The sequence below is a fragment of the Leptolyngbya sp. O-77 genome (assembly GCF_001548395.1).
Lineage (GTDB): Bacteria > Cyanobacteriota > Cyanobacteriia > Elainellales > Elainellaceae > Thermoleptolyngbya.
Map to the genome: position 1 here is coordinate 3,242,647 of NZ_AP017367.1, position 19,694 is coordinate 3,262,340.

A 19,694-nucleotide genomic window follows, 5' to 3' on the forward strand; every position below is an offset into this window, starting at 1 on the left:
AGTTTTGAAGGCTGCTACTTTGCTAACCCTATCACTCCATCCGCCCTCACTCCATCCCACCCTTCGGCCAGGTAAACCAAAACGTGGTTCCTTGACCCAGCTCAGATTCCAGGTGAATCTCGCCGCCCTCGGTGTCGATGATTTTCTTGACGATGGATAGGCCGATGCCCGTGCTTTCCTGATCGTCTTTGGACTTTAGCGTTTGGAAAATGGCAAAGATACGATCGTGATAGCAGGGGTCGATGCCGGGGCCGTCATCTGTAATGGTGAATCGAAGATGGCTGCCCTGATCGGCAACGGTGACTTCAACCCGTCCATCCGGGCGATCGCGGTGTTTGATGGCATTGCCAATCAGGTTTGCCAACACCTGGCTGAGCAGCAGCGGCTTGGTCGTCAGGGTTGGCAAATCTTCAGGGACAAGAATCTGCACGGTGTCCGGCGGGTCGAGCAAATCAATGACTTCATGCAGCAGCGTCGTCAGGTTGACGGTTTCCGTCGTCGTATCAGAGCGACCAATGCGAGAATATTCCAGCAGCCCGTTGATCAGCCCCTCCATCCGGCGGACGCGGCTTTGCATCAGGGTGAGATGCTGCCGGGTTTCGTCTGGTAGGGAATCGTCTAAGTCTTCTTCGATCCAGTAGGCGAGGTTGGCGATCGCCCGGAGCGGCGCTTTCAAATCATGGGACACCACATAGGCAAACTGGTCTAGCTCCTGATTGCGTTCGCGCACTTGCGCCGTACTTTGCGCCAGCAGCAGGTTCAACTGAGCCAACTCCTGCGCTCGCGCCTCTAGCTCTCGTTCGTCGCGCTTGCGCTCCGTTACTTCTTGCACCGTGACGTTGATGCCCTGCAAGTTGCCGTCTAGCCCCCACAGGGGATAGTAATTCGCCAGCCAGTCGCGCAGCACGCCCGGTTTCAGCGGCGTTTCTCCCTGCACCTCCAGGTTGAGAACGGGTTGTCCCGTGCTGGCAACCTGCCTCAAAACCCGTTCCTGATGCTCGGCCAGTTCTGGCACGATATCCCAAACCGTTTTGCCCAAGTGATCCTCGATGGGGATGCCGTTGATTTCTGCCAGAAAGTCATTCAGCCGCACATATCGAAACTGAGTGTCAAACACGCACAGACCAATCGGCGCAGTGGTGTAAATCGCCTCAATTTCTGCAAGCTGTCGGCGGGTCGTCTCTTCGCTTTCGCGGAGGTTGGCTTCATCGAGCCTGCGCTGGGTCGTGTCGATCAGCACGCCCGACATTTGCATGGGCTGCCCGTCTGCATCGTACTCGCAGCGACCCACCGAGTTGACCCAGCGCAGGCTGCCGTTGGGATGCCTTAGGCGATATTCGCAGCGAAAGGTCTGGCACTGGGCGATCGCCGCTTCTGTCACCGAGGCAGCCAAGGCCCGATCTTCAGGAAGAATCTGGGCTTTCCAGTCCTCCACGCCAAAATTCTCCAGACTGGACGGTTCGCGCCCCAAAATCCTGGCAAACTGCGGCGTACCCGTAATCCGATTAGAATCGATATCCCATTCCCAAAAGCCCATCTCTGCGGCATCCAGCGCCAGCGTTAGGCGATTGGCGTAGCGCTGAATTTCGGTGCGGGCTTGCTCAGTCTGGCTGCGGGCTTCTTGCTCTCGATGCAGCAGTTCTTCCATCTGATGATTCGAAGCTTCGAGTTGGGCTGTACGCTCCGCCACCCGATCTTCGAGCTGGGCCTGATGGCATTTCAGCTCTGCCTCAATCGCCATGCGCTCGGCAATCTGCGCCTGGAGTTCCTGGTTTGCCTGTTCTAGCTGAGTCGGACTAGGCAGCGCCAGTGCATTAGGCACAATTGAAAACAGCTCTTTTGCTGTAAATAGGGATATGCCTGCGGTCAGAAGCTTAATCGAACCCGACAGCCAGTAGTCTGGATGCCACAGCGTCCACACTTCCAGCAAATGCGTCGTACCGCAGGCCACGATAAACGCGCCAAACAGCAGAAAAATATCGTTAAAGGGCAAATCCTTTCGCTTGCGAACAAAGTAGTACAGTGTCAGCGGAATGGAATAATATGCCAGCGCAATCAGCACATCCGAACCGACATGTAGCCCAACCAGCCCCGGCTGCCACAAATAGCAGTGTCCATGTGGGATAAACGAAGACGCAGCAGACCCCATGCCCAGACTTGCTCCCTTATAAAACTGCCCGATACTGTCCCACCCCAATAGTCCAAGCCAGCGTGCAGCCATTCCCTACCTCCTCGACCCCACTGCGTCTCCCAGGTTTATCGCCGGTAAAGCCGCGCTTACAAAGTCTGTATTGCTCGCTGTGGTGATTCTGGTTAAAGCAACAAGATGCCATGCCCTGACCGGGTTCTTCGCAAATTGCGGTATGTGCAGCAACATAGGGCGCATCCTTGGTTGTCGTAAGGCTGATTGCAGTAAGGCTTGGGGTTCATTGGAATTCAGTCTCATTGGATCATCGCTCACATCACTCAGCCCAGCAGGAATCATGAAATTATGTCTTGAGTTTTTGACAAATTCTGAGTGTTTGAGACATGAAAGCACGATCGGGCAAAGCGTTGCAATCTAGTTGCAAGGGGGGATACTAAGGTTGAACAGAGATTGAAAGGGTGCTGTTTCTCAACTGTTCCATTTGTGGATGGCTTGAGTTGAAAGGCTCAATTGTCACACCAGTCTTCTGGAAAATGTTGGGAACTCATTGGTGATATCCAAACGCCAGTCAAAACTTTGACCCTTTTCCTAGAGAACTTTTGCTGCTTCGACTTCGAGATTTTTCCCATCCCTCAAACCGCAGTCCAGCGTTGCAAATCATTCGCTGCTCAAGCCGAACAGTCGGTTGAACGCCTGAAAATTTCTGCCTAGAGCAGTCTCAAGCTCTCCAAGGCCCTGTCTGTCTCTGGAACCCTGACCGTTATGTGACTGAAGGGAACTCCTAATACAGCACCTAACTTAATCAATTTTTTATCATTTATCAATCATTGTTCCATAGTTGTTTGATTCGTTATGACTTGGGATCTTTTACGACTTATTTGCTGTGAGAATCTTAAAAGTGCATTTTCCCAATCACAGCTCTATCACCACCGGATTGCAGTTGTCTCCCAAGTTAGCGGTAGCTGATAGTATTGGTTTCCGACCAAGCCGGATTATGTGCTTAAGTGTTTCTACCTGCACCCGGCCGAGCTTAGCAAGAAGACTGCTGCTGCGATCGCTCTTGGTGTTGCCCTTTGCATTGCAAATCGTTGCGGCAGTGAGGCTGAAGGGGTGGCGGTCAACCCACAATGGACAGCGGGCGGTGAACGAGGTTGTTCGGAAAATAAAAAATAAAGTTGCCAAAAATAAAGTTGCCTAGGGCGACGTGGTGGGAAGGTCTGACAGCGGCTGACTGTCCATCGCCACGATTACGACGGTGATATTATCGCGCCCGCCCTTGTCCTTGGCGGCGTTGACCAGAGCTGCCGCCGCCTTGTCGCAGGCGCGAATCGACTTGAGGTGAAAGGCAATCAGGTGATCCGATAGCTCTTCCGTCAGTCCGTCGCTACAGAGCAAGAGGCGATCGCTCCCCTGCACATCAATGGGCTGCACGTCAATCTGTCGCAGATCTTCCCGCCCCAGGCATTTGGACAGGATATGTCGCCACGGATGCACACGGGCCTGATCCGGGGTAAGGTCACCCACCTTCATGGCGCGGGCCACCCAGGTATGATCTTCAGTAAGTTGCTCAAGCTTGGCTCCTCGCAGGCGATAGAGGCGCGAATCGCCGATATGGGCACACCAGGGCTGACCGTTGCGAAACATCACGACCACGGCCGTCGTGCCCATGTCCGACCGTTCGGGATGCCGAGACTGATCCTGAACAATCGCCCGATTGGCTATCAAAAAAGCCCGCTCCAATAGCGTCCGCGAGTCCTCTCCGGAAGTCCAGTGAGAGTCCAGATAGTTCTGAATCATCTTGGTGGCAATCAGGCTTGCCTCCTGCCCGCCCGCATGTCCGCCCATGCCGTCTGCCACGATGAAAAATCGGCCGCTGGGGTCGATGTAGTAAGCGTCCTGATTAACGCTGCGGAGCAGTCCCGGGTCAGTAATTCCGGTGAAAAGGCACTTCATAATCGAAATAATCGAGGCAGCGGACGGAGAGATGAGACTCAGTAGGGTAAAACACAGACGCTCGGGGTTAATGAAACCATAAGAAATGCCTTAGAACATGCGGTCGGCACGGTCAATGCGGATCATTAGGCGCACCCAGGCAAACAGGGCGATCGCCGCTGGAACTGCCATCAGCGCCGCCACCCAAATCAGATTATTCACCAGTAAGAGGGTTGCCGATAACGTAAATGCACCAGCCAACAGAGCGTAATTAGTCCCCATGTTAACGTTACTCAGGCGGCGCAGAACGCGATCCGTCTCCTGCGATCGCACCCTCAGGCGAATGTCTCCCCGCTCCAGCCGCTCGATCGTATCCTCAATGCGGCGCGGCAGCCCCAGCGCCGAGCTGCTCACCTGGGCTGCCTGACGGCTAAATTCCTCCAGCAGCCCACCCGTCTCCGAACCATTTCCATTGGCCATAATCTGCATCGCAAAGGGTCTTGCGACCTCCATAAAATTAAATTCTGGATCAAGGCCCTTGCCCACCCCCTCCAGCGTGGAAAAGGCCCGCATCACAAACGTAAACGTTGCCGGAAAGCGGAAGGGCTGATCGTAGGCAATTTCATACAAATCATCGCTGATGGCGCTGATAGACTGCGTTTCAAACGGCTTGTCCATAAAGTTGTCCAGCATATACTGGATCGAGCGCCGCACCGGCCCCATATCTTCCGACACCGACAGCGCCCCCAGCGACACCAGCGCCTCCACCACTTTATCTGCGTCCTTTTGGGCAATGCCAAAGAACGTATTCATAAGCTTTTCGCGGGTCACAGGCTGCACCTGGCCCATCATGCCAAAGTCGTAGAAAATCAGCGCCCCATCGGAGCTAACCGCAATATTGCCCGGATGCGGGTCCGCATGAAAGAAGCCCTTGTCCAAAAGCTGCTGCAAGTAGGCCCGCGCCCCAAGTTTTGCTAGCGTCTTGCGGTCTAGCCCCGCCGCCTCCAGTGCTTCATAGTGGCTGATTTTGATCCCCGGCACATACTCCAGCGTTAGGACGCGGGGCGAACTGTAGCGCCAGTAGACGCGAGGCACCTTTACCCAGTCTTCGTGGCGAAAATTGCGCCGAAACGTATCGGCATTGCGCCCTTCATTGAGATAGTCTATCTCTTCCCACAGAATGCGGCAGCACTCGTCGTAGATGCCCAACCAATCGCGTCCGCGCCCCCACTTGGGGTGCCGCTGAAAATAGTGGGCGATGCCTTTGAGAATCTTCAGGTCGATGTCAAACAGCTTTGCCAGACCTGGCCGCTGTACCTTGACCACGACTTCCTCGCCGGAGTGAAGCTGCGCTCGATGCACCTGGCCCAGACTGGCGGCGGCAATGGGAATCGGGTCGAAGCTGCGGTAGAGTTCGGGAATGCCCTTGCCCAGTTCTTGCCAGATAATTTCCTCGACCTGTTCGTAGCCGAAGGCTGGCACCCGGTCTTGCAGTTTCGAGAGTTCTTCGACGTATTCCACTGGAAACAGGTCAGCGCGGGTGGAAAAAAGCTGTCCCACTTTGATGAAAGTCGGCCCTAGGTCGAGCAGGGTTTCGCGAATCCAGACGGCAAGCTTGCGGCGGCGGATGGCCTGGCTTTCTTCGGTCATGCCGCCGGGATAAGTCCAGGGTTTGCTGTAGGCCCATTGCGCCGTCAGCAGTTGCAAAACAAACGTCCAGATATCCACATAGCGCCGCTGCCGCGAGTAGCTTTTGCGGTTCCAGCGGTAGGCATTAGAGGAGTAGGATTTACCGCTGTCGATGGGCGAAGTCACCGTTGCGGCCTCCGAGGGGGTGAAAGGAGCGGTAGCAGAAGATTTGGAGAAGGGAGCCTGTGGAGTCTGACCAGTTGGGGCGACCCCGTGCGAGACGGGCGGTGCAGCAGATTCGGCACTCCAGTCTGGGGATATAGCATCGTTAAAACGGGCAGACACGCGACAGGCTTCTCAAAAACAACAGAACACCGGGCAGGAGCGCGACCTTGGAAAACCGAAAATCGAGATTAGAAAAACCAGAGCATGTCTTCTATAAAAGCACCGGAGGTAAAATCATTGGAGATCAAAGCACCAAATATCCCAAAGGAACCACCAGGCTAGATACCAGAGCGGCTGCGGTAGCGCTGAAGCTCGGTGCGGAGTTGGGCAATTTCGGCCCGCAGGTCGTCGATCAGTGCTTGCAGGTCTTCTCCGGCTACATTCGCTGCATAGGAGCGTCCCTGACTGGCCTGGGCAGCTTCCCGATTCGCCTTTTCCAGCACCGTTTCGGTAAACTGTCGGAGGCGATCGCGCTGTTCGGCATCAAATTTGCCAGCCTCGCTGACCAGCGTAGATGCCAGGTTGCTGGCTTGCTCGGTCAGAGTTTCGGCTAGCGCTCGACCGACAAAAAATGCGTGAACCAAAGGGCTGCTCATAAAGAAAGTTTGCGGTATATCCGCAGAAATTATAACTTGCCCTGCTTTGAGAGTGCCCGGATTTGGAGGGCGAGGTGACGAATTCGGTGCAGGTTTTGTAGAAGTTTGGAGGTGAGGGGAGGATGCGATGATGGAATGACCAGAATATGAGCCTGTCTCCAAATTCCAATAGGGACTCAGGCAAGCGCTTGATTCTCTCATCTGTCTCCCTCTCACCCGCCGATGCCCCTAGACCTCCTCATTCTCTCCAATGGCCCTGGCGAACTAGCGACTTGGGTACGTCCGGTGCTGCGGGCGCTGCGGATAAAACTGGGACAAAGCCGCTCACAGGTACGGATCTCGCTGGTGCTGTCGCCCTGCCCCAATGCAACGGGGCGCGAGGGGGCGATCGCCCAGTGCTATCCTGAAATCGACCGAATTCAGGCGGCGGTGCATTTTTTCCCGTTCTTGCTGTGGGGCAAAACGGCAGACGGCTGGGACTGGGGCGATCGCGGCGTGGTGCTGTTTCTTGGCGGTGACCAGCTTTATCCGGTGATAATCGGCAAGCGACTGGGCTATCGCACGGTGATCTATGGCGAGTGGGAAACCCGCTGGCACGGTTGGATTGACCGCTTTGCCGTCATGAATGCAGCGGTAGCCAGCCGTGCCCCCGCGCAATATGCCCACAAGTTCACCGTCATTGGCGACCTGATGGCGGATGTGAATGCGGGGAGGGAAGTGGAGGACTCAACTGCTTCAGAGGGGCTATTAGACGTTCCAGCCCTGCCTAGTATGGATACGCCGCTGGTAGGGCTGTTGCCTGGCTCTAAGCCCGCCAAACTAGCTCAGGGGGTGCCGCTTTGTTTGGCGATCGCCCAGCAAATCCACGCTGCCCGCTCGGATGTGCAATTCGTCATTCCGGTTGCGCCAACGCTGGACTTGGACACGCTGGCCCGATTTGCTGACCCAGAGCAAAATGCGATCGCCCACTACTTTGGCGCAGTTTCGGCCCGCCTGCTGCCTGCGGCTGATCCCAGCGGCCCCTTTCCGGCCCATTGCCCCACCCTGAAAACTGAGGGCGGTCTGCAAATCAGCCTGTGGACTCCGTTTCCGGCCTATGACCTGCTGCAACGATGCCAGCTTTGCCTGACAACGGTGGGAGCCAATACAGCGGAACTGGGAGCGCTGGCGGTGCCAATGATTGTGTTTCTGCCAACGCAGCAACTAGATGCAATGCGAGCCTGGGACGGTATTCCAGGGCTTTTGGCCAACTTGCCAGGGGTGGGTGGGGCGATCGCCAAACTCATCAATGGGTGGTTTCTCCGCAAGTCTCGGCTGCTGGCCTGGCCCAACCTCTGGGCAGGGGAGGCGATTGTGCCGGAACTGGTGGGCAACCTGAAGCCTGAGGATATTTCGACCCTGGCGCTGGACTGGCTGGCCCATCCCGAAACGCGAGATGCCGTGCGCGATCGCCTGCGCCGAGTGCGGGGCAAGCCCGGAGCCGCCGAGAAGCTGGCTGAAATTGTGGTGGCGGAGCTAGGAATCCAGGAATAGAACGGTTTCAGGGTCAGGATTTTGCTTGGCAAGGCGACTCCCGATTCATGAGCCACGACAAAAGGCGCACCCCTAGCAGGAATGCGCCCCCTTCAGGTTTGAACGGTGGGTTGGACGAAACTAGGCGATCGCCGCCATTTTTACGTCGCTGTTGGCCAGCAGTTCTTGAAACTCTTCAGAGTCCACCGTTTCGCGCTCGATCAGCATTTGGGCAAGCTGATCAAGGACTGCGCGGTTTTCCATCAGCACGGTTTTGGCACGGCGATAGGCCTGATCCACCAGGTTGCGAACTTCGTCATCTACCGCAGCGGCTGTCTCCTCCGAAAAGTCGCGCTCGGCCATGATGTCGCGTCCCAGGAACATGCCGCCTTGAGAACGACCCAGCGCCACCGGCCCAAGGCGATCGCTCATGCCAAAGCGTGTCACCATCTGCCGCGCCACCCGCGCCACCTGTTGCAGGTCATTAGACGCACCCGTGGTCACTTCCTCTTCGCCGAAGATAATTTCCTCAGCTACGCGACCGCCGAGGGCGACTGCCATCTGGTTTTGCAGATAAGAACGAGAATACAAGCCCGAATCCATCCGCTCCTCGCTGGGGGTGAACCAGGTCAAGCCGCCTGCACGACCGCGAGGAATGATGCTGATCTTCTGCACCGGATCGTAATCAGGCATCAGCGCACCCACTAGAGCGTGTCCAGCTTCGTGATAGGCCACCAGCGACTTGCGCTTTTCGCTCATCACGCGGTCTTTCTTCTCGGGCCCAGCGAGTACGCGATCGATCGCGTCGTTCACCTCGTCCATCGACACTTCCGTCAAATTGCGGCGGGCGGCGAGAATTGCGGCTTCGTTCAGCAGGTTTGCCAGATCAGCACCCGTAAAACCAGGTGTCCGACGGGCGATCTTCTCCAGATCTACGTCTTTCGAGAGGGTTTTGCCACGGGCATGGACGTTGAGGATTTCCAGGCGACCCGCATAGTCGGGACGATCCACCACCACCTGACGGTCGAAGCGGCCAGGACGCAGCAGCGCCGCATCCAACACATCGGGGCGGTTCGTCGCCGCGATGATGATGATGCCCGTGTTGCCCTCGAAGCCGTCCATTTCCGTTAGCAACTGGTTCAGCGTTTGCTCACGCTCGTCGTTGCCGCCGCCCAGACCTGCGCCCCGCTGACGACCCACTGCGTCAATTTCATCAATGAACACAATGCAAGGCGCATTGGACTTAGCTTGCTCAAACAGGTCGCGGACGCGAGACGCACCCACACCCACGAACATTTCCACAAACTCGGAACCAGAGATAGAGAAGAAAGGCACCCCTGCTTCACCCGCAACGGCACGAGCCAGCAGCGTCTTACCCGTTCCTGGCGGGCCTACCAGCAGCACACCCTTAGGAATCTTTGCGCCCACAGCCGTAAAGCGATCGGCATTCTTCAGGAAGTCCACCACCTCTGCCAGTTCCAGCTTGGCTTGCTCAATACCCGCCACGTCGCCAAAGGTGACCTGGGTTTGTGGCTCCATCTGCACGCGGGCACGGGACTTGCCAAAGTTCATCGCCTGGCTACCGGGGCCATTCTGGGCGCGGCGCAGCACGAAAAACAACACTGCCAAAAGCAAGAAGGGAATTAGCAGCGTGCTGAGGACGCGAGCCACTACGCCGTCATCCGAAGGCGGAGTAACCAGGATATCCACCTTGTTGTCGGTCAGGATATCCAGCAGCGCCGGGTCGTTTGGCAGGTTGACGATCGCCTTTTCGCCATCTTCCTGAGTAACGCGGGCGCGAGAGCGGTCGGCGCTAATTTCCACGCGCTTTACGTTCTGCTGCTGCACTTCCTGAATAAACTGGCTATAGCGCCAGGTTTCAATATCTTGGGGCTGTCTGTCTAGCAGCGCCGTAGCCAGGAAAATGACGACGACGACAAGAAGGGCATACAGTCCTGCATTTCTCCACCGCTTGTTCACTGAGGCTATTCCTCCGAATGTGTTGTGTAGCGGGCTTGTGGGCCGCGCAACGGAACCTTTGTTAACTAATATTAACCCAATTTCATAAATGAGCGTGAAGCTGGCCGCTCCATCAGCGCTTGGCTCAACCCGTCCTGAGCCTCGACAGATCGACTCACCCGGTTGACTCACCAAATTGACTCAACTAAAGGGCGACATCGCCCGTCGTCACTCCCTTTTCATTGCGACCCATCCTATTCCTCGGATTATAGACCGTTGCTCAATGCCGTTGCCTAATCGCGGGTTGATCACGGCCTGGCAAGGGGTTAATCAGAGGTTGATCAGGGGTTAATCACTGGGGGGTGGCTTGATTTGAAACGTGCCGTCGGGCTGGGGAACCACATCGCCTCCCAGGGCTTTGATACGGCTGGCGGCAGTGTTGCGGGTGCGGCTGTCGGGGGCATTCGTCAGCACCATCATCCAGGCTGCAAACTGGGCGTAGCTGCTGTCGGGATTGTTAGCCAAAAACGTCGCCGTTTGGCGCGAAAGGCTGGCGACCGACTGCCCCTCTGGCTGGCCAGACGCTTCTGCCCAATCCGCAGCAGTTTCAAACGACTGGCGAGCCGCCGCTGCATCGCCCAAAAACAGCAGTTCGTCGATGGCCTTGGTGCGCCAGATGTAGTGGGAATCGGGCGGCAGCGTTGGCGACAGATGTTTGAGTCCTTCGTTGGTGAGGGCGATCGCCCGCTGGGGATTGCCCGCATACATGGCAGTGCTGGTAGACAGAAACGTGTATGCGCTCAAAAACCGCGGATCGCGGCGGAGGATCACGTCGAAATACTCTGGGCTGAGGGTGTAGTCGGTGCGCGATCGCACGGGTTCGTCTCCGAAATACTGCAAAAAGTTCAGAAACGTCCAGCTTGCAATCAGATTGTCAAATCCCAAAGAAGGCGCTTGCTCCAGCACATTCAGCCGCACCCGCTCTGCCTCCAAATCGCGCTGAATTTCTTGCAGGCTGGCCGTTTGGCTGCGCGTCTGGATTTGCCGAAGTTGGGGAACCTGAAGTAGGGCGATCGCCCCCAAACATCCCGCCACCCCCAGAACTGCCAGCCCCAGTTTCCCCCATTCCCGCGCCGCCGTCTCCCGGTCGCTGTTCTCTAACGTCTGCTCTGCAAAGACCATCCCATCTTCTCCCATCGCAATCCTCCCCGTGACTTAAGCCCTACCCTTCTGACCCCTCAACACCCGGACACTCTCACCATTCCCTGATCTCTCCGCCTGTAAACCTGGGAACGCTAAAGTTATCCACATTCAATCTTCATAATATTGAAGAATCCAGACCGCTATGTTGGCGAAACCACGGTTGCAACGCACCTTTGTCTTAGTTTCGGGGCTTTGTTTTGCAGGGTCGATGGTGATGGGGCTGGTGCCGCTCTATGCCGGACAGAATCAGCAAACCGGGCAGCCCGTCGCCTCCATCGAGCAGCCCTTCTAAACAGGATCTTTTACGCGAAGAAGAAAAAGGCTTTGCGCTAGTGTTGCAGCGAGAGCCGGAGAACCAGACGGCGCTGGAGGGGCTAGCCAATGCCCGGATGCAGCTTAAAGATTACGCTGGGGCGATCGCCCCTCTGGAAAAACTGGTATCGCTCTATCCCGATCGAGCGGATTATCGGCAATCCCTGGAAGAAGCTCATCAGAAACAACGCCAGCCATAAGCGCTGATATTAGAAATATTCAGAGATATTTCAGAGATATTCAGACCCATTCTCTATCCCAACTTGCCTTGCCCCAACTTGCCCCTTTCCCAAACGCTAAAGGTATGTCTCAACACCTCTTGCTCTACACAGATGACTTTGGCAGCGGCGGCGTTGCCCAGTACAACCATGAAGTTGTTTTGGGGCTGCGTGCCCAAGACTATCGGGTAACGCTGGTGCAAACTCAAGTGGACACGGTGCAAACGCAAGCGCAAGCCAAGGCAGGGGTCGTCCACGAATGGCTGGACTACAACACGATCTCGGAGGTGCAGCGCACGCTTGACGATACGGCAAGCCCAGAGCGCATTTTCCATCGGGTGCGTCCAGACTTTATTCTGTTCAGCGATTCACATCCGCTCTCGAACTTCGCAGCCAAGCAAGTGGCGATTCAGCAGCGTATCCCCTACGCCATTGTGATTGGATACGTTGCGCCCGATCTGGCAGAGCGGTTTGGCGATCGCCTCGATGCCCTGTCAGAGCAGTATCACCACGCTAGAGAAGTGATTCTCGTCTCTCAGGAAAACCTCCAGCTTCTCCGACAGCATTTCCGTCTGCCAGACAACAAGGGGCGCGTCATCCTGTATGGGCGACCGGCTGAGTTTTTTGAGCCGAGAAATGCAGAAACCCGGCAGCGGCTACGGGCAGAACTGGGCATTAAAGACGACCAAGTATTGTGCTTTTCTGTGGCTCAAATCGTTGCTCGAAAAGGGTTTCAGCTCCAGCTTGGGGCGATCGCTCAGTTGCGGCATCTGCCCGTCTGGTCGTCTCTGCAATTTGCCTGGGCAGGAAGTGGCGACCCAGCGCTGATGGCACAATATGAGCGAGAAATTGCCGAGATGGGCGCGGGCGATCGCGTTCATCTGCTGGGTCGGCGGTGGGATATCCAGGATTGGTATGACGCGGCAGATATGTTTCTCCTGCCCTCCTGGCGCGAAGGGATGCCCCTCGCCATTATGGAAGCCATGGCCAAAGGCCTCCCCGTCGCTGCGTCGGCGGTGAGCGGCATTCCAGAAGAACTGGGGGAAACGGGCAAGCTGCTCAGCGACCCCAATCAAAACCCCGTGCAAACGATTGCAGACCTGGTGGACATTATCCAAACCTGGGCCCTGCACCCGGAGCAGCGTCGTGCGGCTGGTGAGGGCTGCCGCCAGCGGGCTATCAATCTGTTTCAGCAGCACCGAATGCTGGACGAAACGATTAGTTTGCTTGCAGACCTGATGCTTCCAGCGGGAGACTATGTTTCACCAGGACTGGCGCTGGTTCGTCCAGACCACGCCTTCCCCAACAAGATCGTGGGCAACTGTGAGGACTGCGGCTGGCCCTATTTGCGTCGCGAGGTTCCCCACAACTGGTACGTGGATCGGCGGCATCCGGTGGTGGGCTTCCTGAGTCGCGACGAGGCGCATATTCTCTACAACACGGCGCTCCAGTTTCGCGGACAGCGGGCCCTGGAGATTGGCTGCTGGATGGGCTGGTCGGCCTGCCACTTGGCGCTGGCGGGCGTTGAGTTAGACGTGGTTGACCCGCTGCTGGAGCGGCCTGAGTTTTTTGACAGCGTGAGTCAGTCGCTGACGGCGGCCGGGGTGCGCGATCGCGTCGCGCTCTATCCTGGCTTCAGCCCAGGTGCAGTGCAGGCATTGGCAGCGCAGGAGCAGCGTCGATGGTCTCTCATTTTTATTGACGGCAACCACGAAGCGCCCGGCCCTCTAGAGGATGCGATCGCCTGTGAGCTGCTGGCCACAGAGGATGCCCTCATCATTTTCCACGACCTATCTTCGCCCGATGTGGCACAGGGGCTAGACTACTTGCGCGATCGGGGTTGGAATACGCTCGTTTATCAAACCATGCAAATTATGGGCGTGGCGTGGCGCGGGAATGTCAAACCCATCCGCCATACCCCAGACCCGGCGGTGTCCTGGACGCTGCCTGCCCACCTGAAGCACTATACCGTTAGCGGCTGGCAGGAAGCTGCACCCACTGCTCATCCGGCGCTTCATGCGCTAATCCAAATGGCAGAGCGGGTAGAAGCGCTGCCGCCTGTGGCAGAGCCAATCTCCCAAGAAACTGCGCGGGCGATCGCCACTGATCTGCGCGAAGGACAAGCCGCCTATATTGCAGGAGAGTGGGACACTGCACTAGAGCGTTGCCATCGAGCCATTGAGCGGGGTGCAGGCGCGGCTTCTGCTCATGCCATCCTCAGCAATCTCTACGGCCAACGCGCCCAACTTCAAGCCAGCGTACAGCATTTTGCCTGGGCAAATACGGCCCACACCACGCTTGGCAAAGCCTCCTATGCAGAATTTCAGGAACTTGTTCAGGTCGTGCGTCCCTACACGCTCCTGTCGGAAGAGCGCCTGTTCTCGCTCTACGCGCTGACCAAGCAGATTTGCCTCGAAGATTTGCCGGGAAACCTGGTCGAGTGCGGCACGTTTAAGGGGGGAGCTGCCGCGCTAATCGCTGCCGTCGTCAAGCGCTATAGCCAGCGATCGCGCAAACTCTATGCCTGCGACACCTTTGAGGGAATGCCCGAGCCGGTAGAAGTAGACAAGCACAACGGCGTTCCGGCGAATGACACGGATTGGGGTGCGGGCACGCTCAAGGCCCCGATCGAAGAAAACCTGGCCGTCGTCTGTCAAGCCCTAGACGTACAGGACATCGTAGTTCCTGTCAAAGGGCTATTCCAGGACACCCTGCCCGAATACCGCGCTGAAATGGGCGATATTGCACTGCTGCACGCGGACGGCGACTGGTACGAATCGACCCTTGCCATTTTCAACCTGCTATACCACCAGGTGATTCCGAGCGGCGCGGTGCAAATTGACGACTACGGGTTCTGGGAGGGCTGTCGGCAGGCAATTCATGAGTTTGAGCGGCAGCAGCGCTCTAGCTTTGCGCTCCGGCGGATTGACTCCACAGGCGTTTGGTTCCGCAAATCAGACGCGATCGCCCCCGCGCAGGATTATGGGCAGTTGCTCTGTCAGTTGGGCACGCTGGCCTACCAGTTGGGCGATCGCCCGCTGGCCACTGCGGCGACTGCGGCCGCCCTGCGGCTCGTCCCCAACCTGCTGGCTGCGGAACTGATTCAGCAGCAGCTTCAGCAATCTCAGGGGGCTGCCCTGCAACAGGTGAGATTAGCTATCACACGTTACCAATCTGCGGCATCGGCTTCAGAGCGTCTCTCTGCTCTAGAACTGCTCCGTCAGCACCGCTACCAACTGATTGAGCAGTTGCTCAATCTTGCGCCTGAAGAACTGGAAACCGCCTTTGCGGGCGAGTTGGGACAGGCACATCGCCTAATCCTGGATTCTGGGATTCGGCTGGAACCCCTCACAGAAACCGACGAGGCGATCGCCCTCCAACTCATTGCCACCCTTTCGGAGGGATGGGCAAACCAGACATCCGCTCTGCTGGCAGCGATGCTGTATTGCTATCCCCACCATCTCCCCGATGGATTCGATCCGACCTTTATGCCACCGTCTCTGCTAGCAGACATCGTGCGGTATCTCTGTGCGCCGCCCACGATGTTTATGGAATTGGGCGAGGCTGACGAGTATGCCAAATATCTGGAGCGATGGGTGGACAGACTCTATGAACAGGTTCAAAACGACCCCACCGACTTCCTCTGGCAAAAGGTAGCTCAGGTCACGCTGCAAACCCTCGATCTCACACCGCTTTACCTGACGCGGCGATCGCTCAAATCTCTCTGCCAGAAGCGTTCAGCGCTGATTGCCCAAGCGCTCACTGCTGAAGGAGCCGCCTTAGATTACGACTTCCCGGTTGCCCCCAGAGCCCGCGCCAGAAGCTCCGGCTGGGGGATTCTGTCTCCTGGTTTTATTCCTCAAACCAAGACGGCTGCAACGCTTCCTGTTTTCCGCGACCTCAATCGCGACCAGTTTGAAGTCATTCTCTTTTCCCTGACCTCCTATGAACACCCGGCTGCTCAGTATTGCTTGCAATATGCCGATCGGGCAGTGCAGCTTCCTGGGCGGCTAGCAGAACAGGTTGATGTCCTCCGGCAAGCGGAATTAGACATCCTCTGGATTGCGACCAATACTGCGGCTATGACGGATTCTATAACCCTCCTGGCATCCCATCGGCTATCGCGGGTGCAGGTTTGTGGCATGAACTCGCCCATCTCCAGCGGGATTGCCCAAATCGACTACTGGCTCACCAGCCGCCTAGCGGGGTCGGCGGATCAGGCGCAGCGCCACTTTACAGAACACCTACTGCCTCTAGAAGCTGCTGGCCAGTGCTTTGACCTTTCGGTCGAGGGATCTGACCCGCCAACCGAACCTGTAGACCGTGCCATGCTGGGCATTGCGGACAATGAGGTGGTGTTTATCTCTGGCGCAAGTTTTTACAAAATTTCGCCCGAACTAGAGGCAGCCTGGGCAGAAATTCTGGCCAATGTTCCGGGTTCTCGGCTGCTGATTTACCCGTTTAACCCAAACTACTCAAACCAGTACCCACTGGCGGCGTTTCAGCGACGATTGTCGAAACAACTGACCGCCAGAAACGTGGAAGGCGATCGCCTCTTTGATCTTTGGGTCCCACCTCCAGCCGAGCCAACCTGCAAGCGCGAGTGCAATTAGCTGATGTGTATCTCGACTCGTTCCCGATGTCTGGCCTATCGTCGCTGCTCGATCCGCTGATGGCGGGTGTTCCGCCGCTGGTGATCGAGCAAGACACGCCCGTTTCGCTGGGTCGGGGTGCGGCGTTTTTGCGAGAGCTGGAGCTGCCGGAGCTGATCGCCACAACGGTCGAAGAATACGTGGAGCGGGCGATCGCCCTGGGCACCAATGCCCAGCTTCGGAAAAACCTGGGCGATCGCCTCCGGGCCGCCATGCAGCATCCGCCCAGCTTCCTCGACAGCAAGCGCTACGGACAGCAGCTTAGCCAGGTGTTTTGGGACTTGTATCACACCCATCAGCAGCGGCAGCTCGTTGAAAGCCTGCACCTGCGCGATCGCAACCTGATTGCCCTGCCCGACTGGGAGCAGCCGGAAGACGTGCTGTTTGCCGAACTGGCGGACTTGCTGCGAACCGTAATCACCGCTCCTGGCGGCGAAGACACCACGCTGCTGGTAGACATGGGCAATATGGACGCGCAGGAAGCAGACTTTGCCCTGTCTAGCGTGACGCTGCACCTGATAGAGGAAGAGGAACTGGAACTGGGAGAAGACGCGCCAGAGATTACCCTGCTGCCGCCGCTGCCTGCCGACCAGTGGAACCTGCTGCGCCCGCGCCTGACCGCCCGGATCGACCTGCCCCACAACAACACTGCGGCGATCGCCCGCGCTGCCCTCGACACCTTACCAACGCAATCGGTTGGCTAGCCATGAGCGAGGCGCTGGACTGGGTATTTCAGGGCGACCATGCCGGGGCGATTCCTTCGGAAAGCTTCGCCAACACCCACTGCGAAGCGCAGATTGCCCAGGGCGAGGCAGACCTCCGGCACTATGCCCTGCTGGGTCTGGCGCTGCTGTTGCAAGGTCAGGAAGCCGAAGCCCAGGCGGTGTGGATGACCCCGCTATCCGATGCCAAACCAGACGCGCTAGAAGCCTACCTGAGCGATTTGGCAAATCTCCTGGAGCAAGCGTTAACCCATTGTTTGGCACATCAGCAATTCCCAGAGGCCGAGCGGCTTTCGCGGCAGTTGTTGGAACTGGACGAGCAGGCGAAGTATCACCACTCGCTGGGAATCGCCCAGGCGCAACTGGGTGACCTGGATGCGGCGCTGGCAAGCTGGCAACGGGCGATCGCCCTCCAGCCCGATTTTGTCGCAGCCTGGGCGCAGCAGGCGCAGACTTATCAAAAGTTGGAGCAGTTTGCCGAAGCGGGCGAGTGCTACGCCGCCTGGACGACCCTCCAGCCCCAAAATGCCGATGCCTGGGCGGGGTTGGGTCGGTGTCAGGCAATGCAGGGCGATTGGGATGCAGCGGTGCAGGCTTGGGGACAATCTCATGCGCTGGCTCCCGATGCTGCGCCCGTTCTAGCAGATATGAGCTATGGGCTGCTGCAACTGGGGCAGGCGGCGGAGGCGCTGTCGGGGTTGCGTCAGGCGATCTGGCAGCGGTCGGACTTTGCCGAAACCTATTGCGCCTGGGCAAAAACACCGCCGCAAAATCCTGCGGTATGCGCCAACGCAGCGTTTTTAGAAACCCTGGCGGTGGCCGACCATTCCGATGCGGCACTGCACCAGGCGGGAAATCTGCTGGCTCGTGGCGGGCAGAGCGAACGAGCGATCGCTCTATATCAACAGGCCCTCCAGGAAAATTCGTCAAATTTCGCAGCCGTTATAGATTTGGGCAACGCACTGGTGCAAACGGGGCAAATTCCAGCGGCGATCGCTCTGTATAAAACCGCGCTGAGCGAAACCCCAAATGCCAACCATCTCTGGCTGAGTCTGGGGCAGGCGCTCTGGAAACAGGGGGACACAGAAGGGGCGATCGCCGCTGCCCATCACGCCTTGTCCTTAAACGCTGACCTCACAGACGCACACCGACTGCTGGGGCTAGCGTATCTGGCGCAGGGAAACATAGACCTTGCGGCCGAGCATTGGCGATCGCTCCTAGCTCAGCAGCCCGAAGCCGTCGAGGGCTGGTGCAACCTGGCGACAGCGCTCATGCAGGCGGGCCAAAAGGAGGAAGCGCTGCAATGCCTGCAAACGGCGCTGAGGATCAATTCCAACCTGGCTCCCCAGGTCGCAAACCTGCTGGCAAACTGGCTAGACCAGAGGCCTGGGCAGCAGCCGTGCAGCGCAGCATCGCCCACACCTGATGACCCGCTTTGGAAGAAGATGCTGCCCGTTGACGCGCCGACCCGCGAAGTCAGACAGACTAGCGACTGGGTTGCCTCTGAGCCAGAAGCCTGCTTAATCCCTGTGCATCCGCCCCAGGTCGTTGCCCTCAAACCGCCTCGCTGTCTAGAGTCGCTGCCTCACCTGAGCTTTGGCTTAGGAAATGCTCTGTCTATTCCTGAAACCTTCGTCACTGTTTTGCCAAAGGGACGGTTTTGGCTCGATCCCGATCAGAGCAGTCTGGCCGTGTTCAACGCGGCAGGCGACGTGATGCGGGATCTCTCCGTCGAGTTTCCGCTGCTCACCCCCGGACATCCCGCTTGGCTCACCCGTCAGCACTGGGTCTTTTCTGCCCAAAAGCTGCCGCCAGTAGAGGATATATCGGGAACCGTTGCCGTTCTTGCAGGTTTGTCGAACAATATCTACTTTCACTGGATGCTGGATATCTTGCCACGTCTCAAGATCCTGCAAGATAGCGGGTTGAACCTTGACGAGATCGACTACTGGCTGGTGGGCGATCGCCATTCCTGGCAGCAAGACAGCTTACATCATCTCCACATTCCATCTGAAAAAATTCTGCCTGTTCAGGAGCATCTCCATATCCAGGCGGATAAACTCATCGTTCCTTCATTTCCCGGTGCGGCAGCCTGGCCCCAGGCTTGGATCTGCGACTGGCTAAAGTCGTCCTTTTTGCATTCCCAGGGTTTTGCTTCTGACTTGCCAAAGCGCTTGTATCTTTCCAGGCAGAAAACGCGCGATCGCCGAATCATCAACGAAGAATCCGTAGTGAAACTTCTTGAGTCCAAGGGATTCACCACGGTCTACCTGGAGACTTGCACCATCGCCGAACAAGCCCAGCTTTTTTACAACGCTGAACTCATCGTCTCTCCCCACGGCAGCGGACTCACCAACCTTGCCTTCTGTCGCCCAGGCACTCAGGTTATAGAACTGTTTTCGCCCAACTACGTCTATCCCTGCTACTGGTATCTCAGCAACTTGGTCGGGCTGGACTATGCCTATCTGCTGGGCGAGGTTCCTGCGGGGCGCTTCTGGCAATCGCTGCTCTATCCGCTGGTTCGAGTTGAGGATATTTTTGTAAACCTGGATGCGCTGGAGCAAATGGTCGGTGGGATGATGATATAG

12 protein-coding genes are annotated in these 19,694 nt (G+C 57.3%); 6 read left to right on the top strand and 6 right to left on the bottom strand.

The features are described 5' to 3' along the window. Nucleotides 1-46 precede the first annotated feature (46 nt). From O77CONTIG1_RS13815 to O77CONTIG1_RS13830, 4 genes are all read right to left on the bottom strand, one after another. Nucleotides 47-2,221: a sensor histidine kinase gene (locus tag O77CONTIG1_RS13815; protein WP_197673190.1), complete on the bottom strand. Its 2,175-nt coding sequence runs from the start codon at nt 2,219-2,221 to the stop codon at nt 47-49. 1,119 nt (nt 2,222-3,340) lie between these two features. Then, on the bottom strand, nt 3,341-4,099 hold the full coding sequence (locus O77CONTIG1_RS13820; protein ID WP_068511442.1) for a PP2C family protein-serine/threonine phosphatase: 759 nt from the start codon (nt 4,097-4,099) through the stop codon (nt 3,341-3,343). 90 nt (nt 4,100-4,189) lie between these two features. Further along, a complete protein-coding gene (locus O77CONTIG1_RS13825; RefSeq protein WP_317134104.1) occupies nt 4,190-6,052 on the bottom strand; it encodes an AarF/ABC1/UbiB kinase family protein in 1,863 nt (620 codons plus the stop codon). Nucleotides 6,053-6,210: 158 nt separating this feature from the next. Continuing rightward, the gene (locus tag O77CONTIG1_RS13830; protein ID WP_286132321.1) at nt 6,211-6,516 is read right to left on the bottom strand and encodes a DUF6825 family protein; all 306 of its coding nucleotides are present in this window, start codon (nt 6,514-6,516) and stop codon (nt 6,211-6,213) included. A gap of 234 nt (nt 6,517-6,750) precedes the next feature. Between O77CONTIG1_RS13830 and O77CONTIG1_RS13835 the strand changes: the two genes are divergently transcribed. Further along, nucleotides 6,751-8,061 (top strand): lipid-A-disaccharide synthase, encoded by a 1,311-nt coding sequence (locus tag O77CONTIG1_RS13835; RefSeq protein ID WP_068511450.1) that lies wholly within the window; start codon nt 6,751-6,753, stop codon nt 8,059-8,061. 120 nt (nt 8,062-8,181) lie between these two features. Here O77CONTIG1_RS13835 and ftsH3 read toward each other — a convergent pair whose 3' ends face one another. Together ftsH3 and O77CONTIG1_RS13845 are read right to left on the bottom strand one after the other, a co-directional pair. Beyond that, on the bottom strand, nt 8,182-10,020 hold the full coding sequence (gene ftsH3, locus O77CONTIG1_RS13840) for an ATP-dependent zinc metalloprotease FtsH3 (protein WP_068511452.1): 1,839 nt from the start codon (nt 10,018-10,020) through the stop codon (nt 8,182-8,184). Between the two features lie 327 nt (nt 10,021-10,347). After that, nucleotides 10,348-11,196: a hypothetical protein gene (locus O77CONTIG1_RS13845; protein WP_225894583.1), complete on the bottom strand. Its 849-nt coding sequence runs from the start codon at nt 11,194-11,196 to the stop codon at nt 10,348-10,350. Between the two features lie 148 nt (nt 11,197-11,344). Between O77CONTIG1_RS13845 and O77CONTIG1_RS24575 the strand changes: the two genes are divergently transcribed. From O77CONTIG1_RS24575 to O77CONTIG1_RS13865, 5 genes are all read left to right on the top strand, one after another. After that, nucleotides 11,345-11,494, top strand: a complete 150-nt coding sequence (locus O77CONTIG1_RS24575) for a hypothetical protein (protein WP_156435264.1) — start codon at nt 11,345-11,347, stop codon at nt 11,492-11,494. After that, nucleotides 11,436-11,714 (top strand): tetratricopeptide repeat protein, encoded by a 279-nt coding sequence (locus O77CONTIG1_RS13850; protein ID WP_068511454.1) that lies wholly within the window; start codon nt 11,436-11,438, stop codon nt 11,712-11,714. The genes O77CONTIG1_RS24575 and O77CONTIG1_RS13850 overlap by 59 nt, the downstream gene beginning before the upstream one ends. A gap of 104 nt (nt 11,715-11,818) precedes the next feature. Continuing rightward, nucleotides 11,819-16,345 carry a TylF/MycF/NovP-related O-methyltransferase gene (locus O77CONTIG1_RS26175; protein WP_084782647.1) on the top strand — a complete coding sequence of 1,509 codons (4,527 nt, stop codon included), beginning with the start codon at nt 11,819-11,821 and terminating at the stop codon, nt 16,343-16,345. Beyond that, nucleotides 16,297-17,088, top strand: a complete 792-nt coding sequence (locus tag O77CONTIG1_RS13860; RefSeq protein ID WP_156435266.1) for a hypothetical protein — start codon at nt 16,297-16,299, stop codon at nt 17,086-17,088. Before O77CONTIG1_RS26175 ends, O77CONTIG1_RS13860 begins: the two co-directional genes overlap by 49 nt. Beyond that, the gene (locus O77CONTIG1_RS13865) at nt 16,977-19,694 is read left to right on the top strand and encodes a tetratricopeptide repeat protein (protein WP_172799690.1); all 2,718 of its coding nucleotides are present in this window, start codon (nt 16,977-16,979) and stop codon (nt 19,692-19,694) included. Before O77CONTIG1_RS13860 ends, O77CONTIG1_RS13865 begins: the two co-directional genes overlap by 112 nt.